Here is a 16,720-nt window from a genome sequence, read left to right as displayed (position 1 = left end):
TGATCCGCAAGGCGCATCCTGCCCGCGCGTCGTGTGAAACGCCGGCTCTTAAGCAGGAGCAAAAAACCGGGTAAAACGTTTGCTTCTAAATACGGAGTCCTAGCTGATAAGCATCCTCCAGCTTGGAATTCCCCCTGATGTCCCCTGCCTGGAATACCCCGCCGCAGAGGACCTTTCCCCGGTCGGTCCAGCCGAGATGGTCCATCAGGCGATCATACCAGTACAGTGACTCTTCAAACCCGCTGCCCTCCGCAGCCATCAGCAGAACGCTTTCCTTTTTGGGATTCTCGTAATCCGCGTTGCACTCGGCGACTGCGAACAGCCGGTCAAACGCGCATTTGAGCTGACCGCTGACCGTCCAGTAGTAAAGCGGACTTGCCAGTACCACCAGATCGGCCTCCCTGTAGTCAGGATAGATTTTCAGCATGTCATCCTTCTGCACGCATGGGCTCTGCGGGTCCTTCCCTCCCTGGCAACAGCCAAGACAAGGATGAATCTGCATCCTCTGAAGATCATAACGGACAACCCTGTGCCCGGCCTGCTCGGCCCCCTTTGTAAACTGCTCTACCAGAGCAGCCGTATTGCCATTCATGCGGGGACTGCCATTCAGCACAAGTATGTTTCTGCCCATAAACCAATACCCCTTTCCCAATCGAATTGACAGTATTTTTCGACTGTGCTATCATTGTAACGCAAGCACGAAAAAAATCAAGTACTGTCTTAAAAGAAAGTGTAACTGGTATGATTAAAAACTATATTGCAAACGCTAACTTCGAGGATACCGGATTCAGTTATACGCTGTCACTGATCAGCGGCAAGCACAAGATGGTCATTCTCTATTGCCTGATGGAATTTGAGCCGGTGCGTTTCAATGAGCTGCGCCGCTATCTGAAAACCATCTCGGACAAGACGCTCAGCATGAACCTCAAGGAACTGGAAGCGGACGACCTGATTCAGCGCAAAGAGTATCCGCAAATCCCGCCCAAGGTGGAATACTCCCTCACCAATCGGGGGAAATCGCTAATGTCGGTTCTGGACCAGTTATGTATCTGGGGGGAGCAAAACCGAAAGTAGCGCGCTTATCCCCGGAAAGCGCCGCGGATCAGTGCGAGCTTTTCCGTACGGGACAGCCGTTTGATCGCCGCTTCCCGCCTGAGCGCCTCCGAGCGCTCTGTGCAAGGCTCGCTGTAAACCATCTCTGCGGGCAGGCGTGACCTGGTATACTTGGAAGCCGTACCGCTGTTATGCATCCGAAGGCGCTTTTGCAGATCGGAGGTCCATCCGGTGTAGAGGGTTCCATCAGCGCACCGCAGGATATAAACCCAACAATTCACCCTTTCAGCCGCTCCCATTCAGCAGGCTTGAACCCCACCAGCACCAGCCCGTCCCCGACCACCAGCGGGCGCTTGACCAACATCCCGTTGGTGGCAAGCAGGGCATACTGCTCCGCCTCATCCATAAGAGGAAGCTTTTCCTTCAGTCCCTGTTCCTTGTAGAGCAGGCCGCTCGTATTGAAAAACCGTTTGAGCGGCAGTCCGCTCTGCCGATGCCAGTCCCGCAGTTCCTCAGCCGACGGATTCTGCTCCTTGATGTGGCGTTCCTCATAGGAAATCCCATTTTCGTCCAGCCAGCGCTTGGCTTTCTGGCAGGTCGTGCATTTTGGATAGGATAAAAATAACAGCTTCATCCCTTTTCCTCCATTCTCTAAACAAAAAGTTTCGCCCGCCTTTTTAAAGGCGGCGGGGCCGAGGGGCAGAGCCCCCGACGCGCTCCGCACTGCGAGCCGCAGCGAAGCGTTTCGAGCGCAACCCGCCGAAGGCGGGCTCTTAGCGCGAGATGAGCGTGGAACGCTTTCTCCTGTGAAGCGCATTTTTCGGGTGAATTGCCGCCGAAGGGCGGCAAGAGGGTGCTTTTTGCAAGAGAAAAAGCACCCATTCCCAACCCCTGTTCACTGTCAATCCCAGTGGGACGGGTGGGAAAGCCCCTCTGGAAGCCGTGTATTCCGGTTCCCTTTCGCGGCATTGAGCTGGCCCTGTGTCAGGAAAAAGGCTCCCCGCAGGTCAGAATCCGAAAAGTCAGCCTCCCGCAGGTCTGCCCCGAGCAGATTGCTCCCGTAAAAGGTGCACCCGCTAAAATTGGCAGCGATCAACAGCGCAAGGCTGAAGTCCATTCCACTCAGCTCCCCCCTGAACCGCTTCCCGATCCCGTCGGCACACCGTTTTCCGCCCCCTGCGGCCTGCATGGTCAGTGCGGCGGCCTGTTTTAACAGCGGATTCACCCGCGCCTGGTGAGCGGACAGGTCCAACCCAATGAGCGCCCCGGCAGGCTGTCCCGCCAGCCGCTGATTCTCCGCCAACTGCGCCTCCAGCGCCGCCCAAAGCGGCTTGGCTGGGAGCAGTTGAAGCGCCTCGACCAGATGCCAGCCGATCTGACGCAGGCGGCAGAGGGTCAGAAAAACCGTAAACTGTTCAGAAGCTGTCCCGGGGGCCTCTCGCCAGTCCTTCCTGTAGAGCCGCGCCGCAGCCTGTCCCGCTCCCAGACAGTCATATGCGCGGCAGCCTTTCCATCCCCTGCCGGAAAGCTGGTCATGCACCCTGCACCGGAAGTCCGGCTCCAGATTGCGGCAGGGAGTCTCCGCAGGCTTGTCCATCGGGAAACCGTCAGTCTTGAAGAAGCAGAGCGCAGTACAGCAGTAGCCGTAACAGTCCGCGCAGGAGATCCGGAACGCCTGCATCTGTTCGGGATGCGGATTCTCCCGCCGCAGCATCGGTCTTGCCATCCCGAAACCTCCTTTCGCCGGCTTCCAGTATAGCACACTTTGCGGCATATTGACACTACACCGTCAATAAAACATTATGGATATTTTTAAAAATATCTGACAAAAATATTGCGCAAAAAGCAAGATAAAGATGTTGACATTCCGGCCATATCGGGATATTATATATTATATATTATTATAAAAACAGAGTTGCAGAAAGAGGTGTTTTCAAAGCAATTTTTATAGCGTTTTAAAATAGCAATATCTATCACTATTTGACAGAATGAAGGAGTGTAAAAAATGAAAAACCTGAAAAAAATGTTCCGTTTCATTTTGGTCATGAGCATGATTTTTGTTTTCGCTCTCCCCGCAATGGCGGTTGAGCCGAATGTGGTGTCTGCCAGCGAGGACGCTTCCGACAGCCAGATCGAACCGCGCTATCCGGGGCGGTGTGCCATCAAGCAGGTCAAGGTGTATGCTGCGGATAAAAGACAAAATACCCCTTATCCGGGCGCATTTAGTCTTGCTTATCCCGAGCATGACCAATTATGCAATGTGACTATTGACAGCGAAACCAAGGCCGTTTTCTCCAAACACAACGCGGATGGTTGGTTGGTGGAGATTCTCGTGAATCCGCAGGGGGCAAACCTTGCAACGCTCAAAGTGAACGGTTCCACTGTCGGAACAACCGCCGTCCCTACAAACTCTTCTTCTGCAACCTTCTCTTTTGTTACCTCTGATTTTTCCCGTTCTCTTCCCTGGCAGATCTACTTCAGCGACGGCACCGGGCGGGATAAAGTTGTTTGGGGAACCATCTACAAATAAACGCTAAAACAACATCTATCTCAATAAATATAGATATTGCTATTGGATACGAACGAGGCTTTTTCACCGATCTGGGAAAGCCTTGTTCGTGTAGATTAAAGAAGGAGGTCTTTTTCTTGGTCCCTGCCAGTCTTTCGTCCATTGCCCGCCAGCAAACAACCACAAACCTTAAAAGCCGCAGCAGGCAGGTGGATTCTTTGGGTTTTCCTGCCGCGATGCTGCGCTCTGCCGCCAGTGCATCTCCCTCGGAAACCGCTGTGTCCAGTGGTTCTGCTGTTGCATCTGATCTTCCGTCCCCAGCACCACAGACGCTCTATGCGCAGCTTCGCGCTTCCTCAAGGACAGCCGTCTCGGAAAAAAATGAGCTGACCGAAGCGCAAAAAATCTTTCTGCGGGACAAATACGATTTGAATAACCTTTCGCGAGAAGAGTTCGACGCGCTCCTTGCCGATCTCGTCGATATAGGAACGATTCCGGAACATGCAACAGTAAGTGCGGTTTCAGTCCCTCTTCTAGGGAGTCCGCCGTGGTATTTTAACGTATATATTGACGAAGAATCCCCTGTATCAAAACTTTCACAATGGAAACCTGAGGACATCGCCGGGTATCTCGCGGAGCGAATTGCGTTCGGCAAATACAGCCTCGACTGGATGAAGCAAACCGGCAGCTCATCGCTGGATGCGGAGGAGCGGTTTACCCGCTGGATTGACGATACCCGCTCCCTGCTGCACATCATCAACCAGCTGTCCGCGGACTGATCCGGTCAAGGGGGCTTTTTCTCTTGCAAAAAGCCCCCTCTTGCCGCTTCGCGGCAATTCACCCCAAAAATGCGCTTCACAGGACAAAGCGTTCCGCGCTCTGCGGAGCGCGGCCAAAGGCTCTGCCTTTGGAAACTGCAATTTTTTGAAAAAAATTGAGTAAAACTTTAGTTCTGGGAAAAAGCGGCATCCGGCTCGGAAGAGAGGGGGCTATGAAAATGAAACCGCTTTGGTCGCAGGTCAGGTTTTGCCTGTTCCTTCTTTTTATGGGTATCCCTGTTTTCTTTTTCCTCGCTTACCTGAGGTTAGACCCGCTCCCAACGGAACAGGTTGTATGGAAGGAATATTTCAAATTCTATTTTTTCCCGTTTTCCGTTGTCTGCGGGACGCTTGCTCTGCTCCTGTTTGCCCGGCTCTTTTGCGGATTGCAGCTGCCGGCGTGCCCAGCCGTTCTGCGGGTCGCCCTGCTGGTGATCCTGTTGGCCACCGCCTACTGTTATCTGGGGCTTGTCGCCAACTTTGTCGGGCCGGTGCGCCTGCTTCCAAAACCGCTCGCCTACAGCCGTCCATTTTCATTCGGAACCTTTGTCTGGCTGGTTGACCACATCGACGGCTACTGCTGTACATTCGGACTTCAAGCATATGGCTTTCTCACCTGTCTCGCGATCGATCCCTGTTGAACTTCTTCCCTTTGCCGGAAAAGTGTTATTGGCGCTTTTCCGGCAATTTTTTCTTCAAAACGATTCCGCCTGCTCATTGGGGACATGTGTAAAAAAGAGGGGTATGCCTGCCGCCAGCCAGGCATACCCCTTGACACGTTCTACAGGATGCGGGAAAAAGCCAGGTAGAGCGCAGCCGAAAACTCCCCGGGAAGGAGCGCGGCAACCGGCAGCAGGCTGACCGGCTCGGCGCGGTCGAGCGCAGACCGGATGGTGCGGGCGAGAAACCGCAGTCGGCAGGGGCGGCCTGCCAGCCGGAGTGCATCAGCGAGCGCGGAAAGCCCCAATGGGACGGCCCCCCCTTCCCCGGACAGGGACGCAGGCAGCTCGACCGCCTGCACTGCTTCGGAAAGCCGTTCATGCAGCCTGTCGGCGGAATAGAGGACGCATGGATTGAGGCCGAGCAGCTCGGCGGCAGACTCGATCCCGTCGAGGGCGAATGCCCGCACCGGGGTCTTACGGGAGCTGCGCCGGTAAACCTGCCGGGTCACCGCCGCATAGGCCGCCGACTGTAGGAACCTACGCCGCACATTGCGAAACCCCAGCAGGTCCATGCGGGCATAAAACTGCCCGTAGTATCGCTGCATCTCGTCCGAAATGGTCCCTTTGACAAATGTATAGGCATGTCCGTCGAACACCCCGTAGGAACGCATTGTGTCCAGATAGCCCAGCCGCAGGTTCTGCCGCGCCGAATGCGGGTCAAAGACCAGCAGCGCCCCCAAATCCCAATAGGGGCGGATGATCCGCAATTCGCAATCATCGGGAAGGTCATCGTGCAGGATGCCCGGCGCATCCATATTGACCGCGATAATCCGTCGGGCCCCCCGCTCTGCCGCCATACGCACCGGCATATTATCCCCGAACCCACCGTCGATATATTTTTTCCCGTCAATCTCGTGCGGGCGTATTGCCGGAAAAAGGGAAGAAGATGCGATCAGATAGTCCGCGAGCCTGCCGGACGGAATCTCATCCTTCCAGCGGTAGACCGGTTTCATGCTTCCAAGCTCGACTGCGATCACCCCGAAGTCGATCGGGGACTGCCGGACCTTCTCTTCGTCCAGATACTGCGCCAGCAGGCCCGCCAGCGCACCGGTACCTGCGCCACCCTCCCGCACCGCAGCCAGCCCGAACAGCCGCATAGCTGCACGCCGCTTTTGCTTTTGCGGCAGCGTTTCATCAAGCGGCAGGTCAAAAACCCGGGAGGTTTCCAGCTCCTTCCACATCCGTTCCGCAAGCTCGAACTCCCCCTGTGCCACGACCGCCCCGTTGATCGCGCCAACCGAGCTTCCGGTAACCATCTGGAACCGCTCGTCCAGTTCGGTGAGTGCCCGCCACACCCCGATTTCATATGCGCCACGGCTCCCGCCGCCCGCCAACACCAGTGCGGTCTTTTCCAGTTCCGCCACCTCCTTTTTATGTAAACAGTACGCCTCCGATCCCGAGACAAAGCCTCTGGCCCGTATCCTTTGCAAGGGGGGGCCTGTCAAAAGCCGCTCCTCCGCAACCGGCAGCAATACGGCGGCTGTCCATCTATCCAGCCGGCATCAAACAGCGCCCCAGAGCGGAAACTGTCATCGTTGAAAAGAAGGGGGACAAAACAGTTGGTTACGATTTTCCGACGGTCGCTTCCTCTGCTGCCGGCTTCAGCGCCGGTTCGCTCGAAGGGGCGGCCTTTTCGCCCTTGTCCTCCCCATCTTTCGTCTCTTGATCCTTCTTGTCTTTTCCGTCCTCCTCGTCCGCTCCGTCTTCCCCGGATTCTTCCGAGGATTCGTCCTGTTTTTTGCGAAGCCGGTCACGCAGGATGCCGAAGTAGATCGCAGCGCCGCCGCCCGCCGCCGCAACCAGGATCACCCCGCCAGCGATCAACAACGGATAAACCGGGCGATGGACCTCGGTGCGGGCCGAAACCGGGAGATATTCCTCCTGCCCAGAAGGTTCGGAGGCCGTGTCGGAAGTACTGTCCTGTTCAGACGGTTCCGCCGCAATGAGAATGGGGGTCTGGCCCTCGCGCGGGGGCAGCTCATGGGAGAGGATTGCTTCGGCGGAAGCGGACTCCGACGCATCCGGGCTGGACTCCATCTCGGATGGCTCGAGCGGGGGCTCGGACGAGGCTTCACCCGGTCCAGGAGGAGTTGCATAGATGGCGGAAAGGTCGTCCCAGGAATAGGAGTCCTGGCTGTCCGAAACCGGATACATCTGCTGCCCGTTGATCCGAAGGCGTTTCCCGTCACAGAGGACGACAAGTGTGACATCCCGGCTCTGGAGGACCCGCAGAATTTCCGCCGGAATCCCTTCCCCCGGCTCAATCTGGGTGAGCACCTCGTTCCCGCCTCCATTGTCCATCGCGGCGATCACATGGGCAATCCGCTCCCAATAGCCTGCCTCCCCTTCCACCGCATATACAGCCAGCGGTGGCAGAGACAGCATTCCCGCCAGTAAAAGCGGGAGCAGATGCCTGTACCCCTTACCCGGGGACGCGGGCTTTCCTTTTTGTTGCATGGCATGATACCTCCCGTATATACATCGTTTCTCCCACACCATCCGGACAGAGAAACGTTGTTTCATCTGAATTTATATGTAAGCAGTGCAGAATTTTTGCGGATTTTTTGCGGTTTAACTTCAAGTTCATTTATTTCCCATCACTCTATGGTATAATAGCTATGATCAGGACGATGCGCAGCCAGAGACTGCTCCCGTCCCGATGGCCAATGATGCCACATCGTTTTGCGATTGTGGTATCATCCGTTTATAAGATGTACTCCAAGCGGTACGAAACGCCCATATCCGCACAGGCGTCTCTCTTTTGGCATCGCAAAAAGAGAGACAAAAAGCGGCAAGGTTGGCTTGCGCCCTGTTTTGCCCTCAATATCCGAGGCACGCAGCTTTGAGAAAAAAGACAAAGCACCTGGAAAAGGAGTTCCGCCAGAGGGGGCATATCCTCTCTCTGGCACCGCACTCTGCACGATCCCCGCGCGAAGCGCAGCATCCGCCGCGGCGCGCAAAGACAGGCAGTACCATGCGTCCAATATCACATCCTATACAGGTCACATCTATTATACATCATATCGACCGTTTTTACCAGAGACAGGAGAGGATTTCCATCGCAATCAGCAAAGCCATGCGGGCGGCGCTCAAAGCGCTGTCCTATCCAGATATTGATATTCGAAAAAGTTACCCGCTCAAGCGGCAGATTGACACCGCGGTGGGCAAAAAAATCGGTGCAGCCTACGAGACATGGGACCACACCGTCCAATGCGGGGATCATGAAGTGCCGGTACGGCTGTTCGCATCGGGAAACGGGGCTGACGACCGAATCCTGCTTTTCTTCCATGGCGGCGGCTGGGTGACCGGCAACATCGACAGTTATAACAAAATCTGCTGCCAGATGGCAGAGGCGACCGGGCATCTGGTGGTCTCGGTTGACTACCGCCTCGCACCCGAGCACCGGTTCCCACAAGGGCTCGAGGACTGTTACGCGGTTGCGAGGGAGGTCTGTCTGGACGCGAGCCTGTTCGGGGTGAGCGCCCGGCGGATTACACTGATCGGTGACAGCGCGGGCGGCAATCTCGCGGCGGCTGTGTCCCTGATGGCGCGGGACCGCGGGGAATTCCTCCCTGCCCGGCAGATCCTGATTTACCCGGCCACCTGGAACGACCATACCCCCGCTTCCCCCTTCCGGTCGGTGACCGAGAACGGCACCGATTACCTGCTGACTTCCCGGCGGATCTGTGACTATATGGAGCTTTACCGCGGCAGCGCAGCCGACCTGCAAAACCCATACTTTGCGCCGCTGCTGGCCGAGGATTTCACCGGCCTGCCCGAAACGCTGGTGGTTACCGCGCAGTATGACCCCCTGCGGGACGAGGGGGAGGAATATGCGGCACGCCTGGCGGAGGCAGGGGGCGACGTGGTCTGCCGCCGGATGCCGGACGCCCTGCATGGTTTTCTGGCGCTGCCGCCGCAGTTTGCGCAGGTGGGGCGCATCTATGAATGGATCAATGCATTTCTGCGGGAGCGGGAGGAACGGGTATGAGCGGACGGAAAGCCACCGGGTGGAGCCGCCTTGACAATGCGGCGAAGATTTTCCCGCCCACCAGCAGCCGCTCCGACCCCAAAGTGTTCCGGTTTTCCTGCGAGCTGTACGAGCAGGTCGAACCGGAGGCGCTGCAAGCCGCACTGGATCTGACCCTTGAATCGTTCCCGCATCTGCGCTCGGTGCTGCGGCGCGGGCTGTTCTGGTACTATCTGGACAGCTCCAGCCTTCAGGCACAGGTCGAGGAGGAGCATCTGCCCCCCTGTGCGCCGCTCTACGATCCCGCCCGGCGGGGGCTGCTGTTCCGGGTGTTCTACTACCGGCGGCGGATCGGATTTGAGGTTTACCACGCGCTTACCGATGGAACCGGCGCCTTGCAGTTTTTGCGGATGCTTGTCTACCATTACCTGACCATCCGGCATCGGCAAGCATTCCCAGACGGGCTTCCCCCTTTTGATTACGACGCATCGACCGGGCAGGCTTCGGACGACAGCTTCCGGCGGTACTACGGCGACCACGCGGCGTCTGCCGGGCCGGCGGTTCCGCCCAGACCGGTGCGCGCCCATCATCTGACCGGCGCACGCCTGCCCGAATACCGGCTGCGGGTGCTCGAGGCGGAATGTTCGGCCAAAGAGGTGGTCGGTTGCGCGCGGGCGCGCGGGGTAACGGTCACCGGACTGCTCGCGGGACTGCTGTTCTGCGCGGTCAATGAAGAGATGACCGTCCGGGAGCGGCGCAGACCGGTCGTGCTGACCATCCCGGTCAATCTGCGCAAATATTTTTCGTCCGAATCGGCGCGGAATTTTTTCGGGATTGTGAACCTGAGTTACCGGTTCGACCGCCCGGATGCGGATTTCGAAGAGGTGCTGAAGGTCCTGACCTCCGAGATGTCTGCCGAACTGACACCGGAACGTCTGGCCGGACGGATGCAGCAGCTCTCGGCGCTTGAACACAATATGCTGACCCGGCTGGTGCCGCTGGCCTTCAAGGACTTGAGCCTGCGGATCGCGGACCGGGTGTCCAAACGCGGGGTGACAGGCGCACTCTCCAACCTTGGCCGGGTGGAGATGCCTGCCGAACTGCATCAGTATATCCGACTGTTCGATGTGTTTAACAGCACCAACCGGCTGCAGGTCTGTGCCTGCTCGTTCGGGGACCGGATGATGGTGAGCTGTACCTCGCCTCTGGTGAGTGCTGATCTGTATAAGCGGTTTTTCCGGTCGCTCGGGGACCTCGGGGTCGGGCTGACCATCCATTCCAACCAGCCGGAGGAGGAGTAACCATGCCATATTGTGACAAATGCCGGGTGGAGGTTCCGGGTGACCGGCGGCGATGCCCGCTCTGTCAGGGGCAGCTTCCGCCCGGCGGTGACCCGCAGGCCGAGGTGTTCCCGGTGGTGCCTACCGTCTACCGGCAGCACCATCTGGTGATCCGTATTTTCATCTTCCTCTCGATTGCCGCCGGCGTGATCTGCGTGGCCTGCAACTTCCTCTTCACCCCCCACAGATGGTGGTCGGTACTCGTCCTCGCAGGCATCGGATGTATGTGGGTCAGCGTTTCAAGCGCGGTTCGCCGCCGCCATAATCTGCCCAAAAATATCCTGTGGCAGGTGTTCTGGCTCTCGATGATCTCCCTGCTCTGGGATTTCCTCACCCGTTGGCGCGGCTGGTCGGTCACCTATGCCATCCCCGGGTTCTGCGTCATCGCCATGCTCTGTCTTCTCCTGCTTGCCAGGATCCTGCATATGAAAAGCGAGGATTTCCTCGTCTATATGATTCTGGATGGCCTGTTCGGGATTATCCCGCTCGCCTTCATCCTCTTCGGCTGGGCCAAGGTCAGCTATCCTTCGGTCATCTGTATCGTGGCCAGCGTCCTCTCGTTCACCGCGCTCTTCTCGTTCGCCGGACGCAAAACCCAGGCCGAGCTGCAAAAACGCCTGCATATGTGAGAACCTGTTCGGTATTTTGTTTATGCAAGGGGGCTTTTTCTCTTACAAAAAGCCCCCTCTTGCCGCTTCGCAGGATAAAGTATTTCGCTCATTGCGATGAGCGACCAAAGGCTCTGCCTTTGGAAACCGCGATTTTTTGGAAAAAATCGAGTAAAACTTTAATTTTGGAAAAAAGCGGCGCCCAGCCCGGAAGGGAGGGGCCTACGGGGAGGGGTCGCTGACCCCTCGCCCGCAAGGCAAACTGAGGGGGCGTCGCGGCGGATGCCGCGCTTCGGACCGTAGGTCCGAGAAGACCCCCGAAGAAGGGCGCTTGCGTCCCGGAAGTTTGGGCTGGAACCCAAACTTCCGTTGCCTCACTGCCTTTGGAAACCGCGATTTTTTGGAAAAAATCGAGTAAAACTTTAATTTTGGAAAAAAGCGGCGCCCAGCCCGGAAGGGAGGGGCCTACGGGGAGGGGTCGCCGACCCCTCGCCCGTAAGGCAAACTGAGGGGGCGTCGCGCTTTGCGCGCTTCGGGCTGAAAGCCCGAGAAGACCCCCGAAGAAGGGCGCTTGCGCCCCGGAAGTTTGGGCTGGAACCCAAACTTCCGTTGCCTCACTGCCTTTGGAAACCGCGATTTTTTGGAAAAAATCGAGTAAAACTTTAATTTTGGAAAAAAGCGGCGCCCAGCCCGGAAGGGAGGGGCCTACGGGGAGGGGTCGCCGACCCCTCGCCCGTAAGGCAAACTGAGGGGGCGTCGCGCTTTGCGCGATCTCGGCCTAAGAGCCGCCTGCGGCGGTTGGCCTCGAAACGCTCGCTGCGGCTCGCAGTCCGGGCTGAAAGCCCGAGAAGACTCCCGAAGAAGGGCGCTTGCGCCCCGGAAGTTTGGGCTGGAACCCAAACTTCCGTTGCCTCACTGCCTTTGGAAACCGCGATTTTTTGGAAAAAATTGAGTAAAACTTTCGTTTTGGGAAAAGGCCCGTTTTAAAAACAATATCTGCCTGAAAGGAGAAGGGATTTCAATGAGAAAACTGCTTTTTTTAATCAACCCGCACGCGGGGCGCGCGGAGATCAAGACCCGGGCCCTAGAAGCGATCGACCTGTTTGTGAAAGCGGGATGGGAACCGACCGTTCGTACGACCCAGCGGCCATTGGAGATCCCGGAGCTGCTGGAAGCGCGGGCAAATGAATTTGAACTGGTGGTCTGCTGCGGCGGGGACGGGACATTGAACGAAACGGTGTCGGGCCTGATGCAATGTGATCCGCGGCCGCTGCTGGGATACATCCCGGCGGGGACGGTCAACGACTTTGCGTACAGCCTGGGGCTTTCCAAAAACATCCGGGAAGCGTCGCAGGCGATCGTCGAGGGGATCCCTTTCCCCTGTGATGTGGGGCGCTTTGGCGACCGGTATTTCAGCTATATCGCCGCGTTCGGGGCGTTTACCGATGTGTCCTACCAGACCCCGCAGGAATCCAAGTGCAGGCTGGGCCGCGCAGCTTATATCCTTGAGGGAATCCGGCGGCTTCCAACGATCAAGACCTATCGGATGTCCATCACCCACGACGGCGGGCAGGTCGAAGGGGACTTCCTCTTTGGGATGGTGAGCAACGCAATTTCGGTTGGAGGATTCCGTCTGCATGAGGACTTCGCCATCTCGATGAATGACGGGCTGCTTGAGGTGCTGCTGGTGCGCAGCCCCGAGGACCTGACCCAGACCCGGTCACTGATCCGGGCGATCCTCCAGCAGGAACTGGACTCGGAGTATCTGGTAAGCCTGCGCACATCGCACCTGCTCTGCGAAGCGGAGGAAGAGGTCCCCTGGACGCTCGACGGCGAGTACGGCGGGAGCCTGCGGTCGGTCGAGGTGCGCAACTGCCATCAGGCGATCCGGGTGCTGCGTCCGAAACCAGTGCCTGCCAAACAGGGGCAGGCGAACCCGTAAAACCGGTTCTGAGCGATTCTGTATAGTCGGTCTGGCTTTCTTTCGCTAACTTTTGCGGCGGCTTACACAAATGAAAAAACACCCCTGGGAGCGCGTTTCCCGGGGTGTTCTTCTGTTAAAAGCAGCGCTGAAGGAGCAGCGATCTGCAAAGGCTGTACCAACAGGTATGCATCGTATACTTCGGAGGTGCACCTGCGGTCCAAATCGACTGGTTTTTAACAGACCAGGGGGTGTTTTCCTTTCCTGCCCTCTTTTCCGGGGCGGGGGATTGCTGGTCTCTCAACGGCTGCAAACAGGGGAATATCGTCTATAGCCCCTGGCCCTGCCGTTCCTCTTTCCTGTGGCCGATGAGCATCTGCCCCACCAGCTCCTGCCTCACCGGCACCCTGACCGAGCTTCCGCCGACACTTTTCCATTCCCAGCTGATCCCTTCCAACTCATCGTATTTTTCCACATCTAATTTCCAGATCTGATCAAAAAAGCCCGCTCCCAGCCACTCCTGGAAATACCGGTGGATGCTGCTGCCGCACCCATACTCCCGCGGGACCGCTTTCCACCGGCAGCCGGTCCGCAGCACATAGAATATCCCCTCCAGCACCTGCCTTGCCGGCAGCCCGGGACGGCCCTGCCCGGGCGCATTCCTGTACTGTTTGTTCGGGTCCCGCTGCCTTTCCGGGATATACGCCCTGATTTCCTCCCATAGTTCATCCGATATGACCCATGCTTTTTCTGTTTTCTTTTCTTCCATTTCCATCACCCATGAATTCATTGCTTTCGGACAGCGGCCTTTTCCAGCTGCCCTATCAGAGTGCGTCTCACGCCTGTTTCCTTCGGATCTGTATCGCTCTTTGATCCGCCCGTATAAGGTCCTCTCATACCTTTTTGTCCCTCCACAAATACCGAAGCTCCGTGATCCAGTCAATCAGGACCTGCTTCCAGATGTAATAGAGGACTGGGAGCAGAAGAAGCGAATATTCTCCGCCGCAGGCTGCGTAGCCCCGTTCTGTCATGGTGGCCCGTTTTCCCCACACGAAGACAGCGACCGTTGCCAGGAGCACAATGACCAGTTCCACTGTCGTGATCCACTTCCTTTCCCTTTTCACATTCTCCCTCCTTTTTGATGTCCCATCCTGTCAGGATGGGAGCGGCGCAGTTCTGGAGTGTTTTACCGCCCGAGGGGAACGGTTGGACCGTTGCTGCGGGTAATTTTCTGCCTGCATAGTTCCACACATGCCCCCTTCCCACTCATCCTGACATCCCGCATTTTTACTCTACCGAAAAAAAAGTCGACGAACAAGAGGATTTTCCTAACTGGGCGAAAAAGCCGACCAAATGGAAATTCCTCCGGCTTGACAGCCCATCTCTTTTTCCAGTAAACTATGGAAGGAACCACAGGCACTTGTTTTTAACGGCAGGCTATGCTTGATACCAATGCTGCTCACAGCAGCCTACCGCAGAGGGTGCTGCGGGCTTGAAAAGAATCAGCATGATTCTTTATCCGTGTTTCGATTCTAAAAGTGGGAAGAAGGTATGTACCATGACGGTGCTGCGGGATATTTCCTTTCTCTGGTCCATGTTTCATATCATCGTGTTCTTTCTCCTTCTGTTCGAGCCGAGCTTTCCCTGGCCGGTGACGTTGACCGCGGGGTTCGCCGGAGCGGGTGTTTTGCTGGTAGTCAATGTGATGACCATGTTCTGGCAGGGATCGGGCATCATCATGCGTGCTGCCTTTTTCACCTGTACCATCCCGACCCTGCTGCTGTTTTTTTGGCTCTCCAAATACCGGGATGGCCGTTTTTTCTTTCTGTTCTGCCTGTCCGACACTTTATGCTTCTGGATTCTGCAGATCACAAATTTTCTTGACCGAATGGCGGGTGACACCTATCTGGTGATGCTGATCACCCGGCTGATCGCCTTCCCTATGGTGGAGCTTCTGTTTTGGCGGTATCTGCGCCAGCCCTATCTCCAGCTTCAGCGCAGGCTGACCCAAGGATGGTGGCTTTTTGCCGTCATTGGTGCAACCTATTATCTTTTGATTATGGTCACCTCGGTGCCGGTGGGGCGGCCCATGCCCGGTCCTGAAGGGCTCATCCGCATTGTTCTGGTGCTGATCCTCATGCCCTTGACCTATCTAACAGTCCTGCGTTCCCTCTGGCGGCAGATGACGGAAGCCCAGGCCCAAGGGGAGCTGGAGCTGCTTGAAACACGAAACCGGCTCGCCTGGGAAAACCTGCGCATCCTACAGGAAAGCAGCTCGGCGCTGGCACAAGCCCGCCATGATATTTTGGGCAATCTGGGCATCCTGCAAACACTGAGCCAGAGAGGGGATTATAAAAGGCTGGACGAGTATCTGTCGCGCCTCACCCGGCAGACCGGGGAGATTGTTCCCTTGAAGATATCCAACCATCCTATTATCAATGCCATCCTGACCCGGGGAATCGAACGGGCCAGGTCTGCGGAAGTGGAACTGCGTCTCCATATTGATCTGCCTGACTCACTGCCCTTTCCCGACGAGGATTTGTCTGCCTTTCTGATGAATCTTCTGGACAACGCCCTCGACGCTGCCTCTCTTATCCCACCGGGACAGCCGAAATGGGTGGAAATCACCATGCATATCCGGGGAAGCTATCTGTTCATCGAAGGACAAAACACCTTTGCACATATCCCGGAGCCGGATAAGGAGGGCGGGCGCTTCCGCTCTCACAAGGGTGCGGGACATGGTTACGGCCTGAAAATCATGGAGAATATCGCCCGCCGTTACCAGAGTGAACTACAGGCTGAGGCGGGGGACGGTGTTTTTGTCGCCCGAACCGCCCTGCTGATGCCAAAACAGCTATAGAAAACCGCCTTCTTCCCGACTGGAAAGAAGGCGGTTAGTTTTTGAGAAATGCAATGAACTGTTCTATAGCGGACTTGTAAAGCCGTTTGCTTACAGGGATGATCTCCCCGTTTTCCAGCCGCGCCTCATAACGCACCATCTCGGTCATATGGCTGAAATTTACAAAATAGCTGTTATGGCATCGGCAAAAATACCGGACCGGCAGTTCTGGGGCCAGCGCCGAGAGAGAACCGCCCCATTCCACCGTACGTTCCCGCAGATGGAGGAAAACGCGATGCTGGGCTGCTTCCACCGCATAGATATCTTGGTAGGCAACCGCCATATGTTTGCCGCCGGCCTTGAGATAGAGTTTCTCGCCTAGATACCGGCGTCGGTAGTCGTCCCGGATGAGCGATTCCAGCTTACCCCTGTCCACAGGTTTGAGAAGGTAGTGAAGCGGACGGGTGTCAAAGCTCTGAAACACATAGTCCCGGTGGCTGGTGATATAGATCAGGCTGAATTCTTCTGTCTGCTCCCGCAGGGCCGCCGCCAGCTGCAAGCCATTGTCCTTGCCGAACTCCACATCCAACAGGCAGAGCTGACAGCGCTCTTTGTCCTCACCAAGCGCTTTCATCATGGATGAAGCGCTTGAATAACAGTCGATTGTATAGTCCTTCCCACACTCCAGCCTTTCGCTGTCCATGCAGGCAGAAACAAGTCGTTCTACTTCTTCTAAAAACAGGGGATCATCATCCCCGATCACGATATGGTACATCTATCTGCCCCCTTCTCAAAATAGGGTCAAAAGAGCTGTTTTTTCGTCTATCGCTTTACTCGCTTTTTCTCTATGCCGTCGGCTTATGTAACCTGGTTCCTCTATGAATCAACCGCCAGACACCAACCCGCTTTCATCCAAATATATAAGTCAGGCTGGGGCGGC

Annotated in this window: 18 protein-coding genes; 9 read left to right on the top strand and 9 right to left on the bottom strand. The window is 56.6% G+C overall.

Going from position 1 to position 16,720, the window contains the following annotated elements; all coding sequences use genetic code 11:
- Positions 1–85: 85 nt before the first annotated feature.
- Positions 86–631 carry a flavodoxin family protein gene (locus tag D5269_RS03255; RefSeq protein ID WP_120482611.1) on the bottom strand — a complete coding sequence of 182 codons (546 nt, stop codon included), beginning with the start codon at positions 629–631 and terminating at the stop codon, positions 86–88.
- 110 nt (positions 632–741) lie between these two features.
- Here D5269_RS03255 and D5269_RS03250 point away from each other — a divergent pair, with 110 nt between their 5' ends.
- Positions 742–1,074: a helix-turn-helix domain-containing protein gene (locus tag D5269_RS03250; RefSeq protein WP_120482614.1), complete on the top strand. Its 333-nt coding sequence runs from the start codon at positions 742–744 to the stop codon at positions 1,072–1,074.
- A gap of 5 nt (positions 1,075–1,079) precedes the next feature.
- Here D5269_RS03250 and D5269_RS03245 read toward each other — a convergent pair whose 3' ends face one another.
- From D5269_RS03245 to D5269_RS03235, 3 genes are all read right to left on the bottom strand, one after another.
- Positions 1,080–1,334: a GIY-YIG nuclease family protein gene (locus tag D5269_RS03245; protein WP_016317449.1), complete on the bottom strand. Its 255-nt coding sequence runs from the start codon at positions 1,332–1,334 to the stop codon at positions 1,080–1,082.
- On the bottom strand, positions 1,331–1,687 hold the full coding sequence (locus tag D5269_RS03240; protein WP_016317450.1) for an arsenate reductase family protein: 357 nt from the start codon (positions 1,685–1,687) through the stop codon (positions 1,331–1,333). The genes D5269_RS03245 and D5269_RS03240 overlap by 4 nt, the downstream gene beginning before the upstream one ends.
- A gap of 267 nt (positions 1,688–1,954) precedes the next feature.
- Positions 1,955–2,779 carry a pentapeptide repeat-containing protein gene (locus D5269_RS03235; RefSeq protein ID WP_158604820.1) on the bottom strand — a complete coding sequence of 275 codons (825 nt, stop codon included), beginning with the start codon at positions 2,777–2,779 and terminating at the stop codon, positions 1,955–1,957.
- A 279-nt stretch (positions 2,780–3,058) separates the two neighbouring features.
- On the opposite strand from D5269_RS03235, the gene D5269_RS03230 reads away from it, so the two are divergent.
- From D5269_RS03230 to D5269_RS03220, 3 genes are all read left to right on the top strand, one after another.
- Positions 3,059–3,583, top strand: a complete 525-nt coding sequence (locus D5269_RS03230; RefSeq protein WP_120482618.1) for a hypothetical protein — start codon at positions 3,059–3,061, stop codon at positions 3,581–3,583.
- 116 nt (positions 3,584–3,699) lie between these two features.
- The gene (locus tag D5269_RS03225; RefSeq protein ID WP_120482620.1) at positions 3,700–4,341 is read left to right on the top strand and encodes a hypothetical protein; all 642 of its coding nucleotides are present in this window, start codon (positions 3,700–3,702) and stop codon (positions 4,339–4,341) included.
- A 218-nt stretch (positions 4,342–4,559) separates the two neighbouring features.
- A complete protein-coding gene (locus D5269_RS03220) occupies positions 4,560–5,021 on the top strand; it encodes a hypothetical protein (protein WP_120482622.1) in 462 nt (153 codons plus the stop codon).
- A 140-nt stretch (positions 5,022–5,161) separates the two neighbouring features.
- Here the strand turns inward: D5269_RS03220 and D5269_RS03215 are convergent, their stop codons facing one another.
- Positions 5,162–6,466: a patatin-like phospholipase family protein gene (locus D5269_RS03215; RefSeq protein ID WP_166545129.1), complete on the bottom strand. Its 1,305-nt coding sequence runs from the start codon at positions 6,464–6,466 to the stop codon at positions 5,162–5,164.
- A gap of 199 nt (positions 6,467–6,665) precedes the next feature.
- Positions 6,666–7,559 carry a hypothetical protein gene (locus tag D5269_RS03210; protein ID WP_016317457.1) on the bottom strand — a complete coding sequence of 298 codons (894 nt, stop codon included), beginning with the start codon at positions 7,557–7,559 and terminating at the stop codon, positions 6,666–6,668.
- A gap of 619 nt (positions 7,560–8,178) precedes the next feature.
- Between D5269_RS03210 and D5269_RS03205 the strand changes: the two genes are divergently transcribed.
- The 4 genes from D5269_RS03205 (at position 8,179) to D5269_RS03190 (ending at position 12,962) form a co-directional block, all read left to right on the top strand.
- Entirely contained in the window at positions 8,179–9,093 is a 915-nt protein-coding gene (locus D5269_RS03205) for an alpha/beta hydrolase (RefSeq protein WP_120482626.1), read from the top strand.
- Positions 9,090–10,373 (top strand): hypothetical protein, encoded by a 1,284-nt coding sequence (locus tag D5269_RS03200; protein ID WP_016317459.1) that lies wholly within the window; start codon positions 9,090–9,092, stop codon positions 10,371–10,373. Before D5269_RS03205 ends, D5269_RS03200 begins: the two co-directional genes overlap by 4 nt.
- A 2-nt stretch (positions 10,374–10,375) precedes the next feature.
- Complete coding sequence (locus D5269_RS03195; protein ID WP_120482628.1) at positions 10,376–11,041, top strand: DUF6320 domain-containing protein; 666 nt, start codon at positions 10,376–10,378, stop codon at positions 11,039–11,041.
- Positions 11,042–12,041: 1,000 nt separating this feature from the next.
- On the top strand, positions 12,042–12,962 hold the full coding sequence (locus D5269_RS03190; RefSeq protein WP_120482630.1) for a diacylglycerol kinase family protein: 921 nt from the start codon (positions 12,042–12,044) through the stop codon (positions 12,960–12,962).
- Between the two features lie 307 nt (positions 12,963–13,269).
- Here the strand turns inward: D5269_RS03190 and D5269_RS03185 are convergent, their stop codons facing one another.
- Positions 13,270–13,710, bottom strand: a complete 441-nt coding sequence (locus tag D5269_RS03185) for a transposase (protein ID WP_158604821.1) — start codon at positions 13,708–13,710, stop codon at positions 13,270–13,272.
- A 124-nt stretch (positions 13,711–13,834) separates the two neighbouring features.
- On the bottom strand, positions 13,835–14,065 hold the full coding sequence (locus tag D5269_RS03180) for a hypothetical protein (protein WP_016317463.1): 231 nt from the start codon (positions 14,063–14,065) through the stop codon (positions 13,835–13,837).
- Positions 14,066–14,433: 368 nt separating this feature from the next.
- On the opposite strand from D5269_RS03180, the gene D5269_RS03175 reads away from it, so the two are divergent.
- The gene (locus D5269_RS03175; protein ID WP_120482634.1) at positions 14,434–15,801 is read left to right on the top strand and encodes a GHKL domain-containing protein; all 1,368 of its coding nucleotides are present in this window, start codon (positions 14,434–14,436) and stop codon (positions 15,799–15,801) included.
- A 34-nt stretch (positions 15,802–15,835) separates the two neighbouring features.
- On the opposite strand, the gene D5269_RS03170 is transcribed toward D5269_RS03175, so the two are convergent.
- Positions 15,836–16,555, bottom strand: a complete 720-nt coding sequence (locus tag D5269_RS03170) for a LytTR family DNA-binding domain-containing protein (protein WP_120482636.1) — start codon at positions 16,553–16,555, stop codon at positions 15,836–15,838.
- Between the last annotated feature and the right edge of the window lie 165 nt (positions 16,556–16,720).

This window comes from Anaerotruncus sp. 1XD42-93 (assembly GCF_009917605.1).
In the GTDB taxonomy this organism is placed as follows: Bacteria; Bacillota; Clostridia; order Oscillospirales; family Ruminococcaceae; genus Anaerotruncus.
This window is presented reverse-complemented; position numbering and strand designations above follow the sequence as displayed.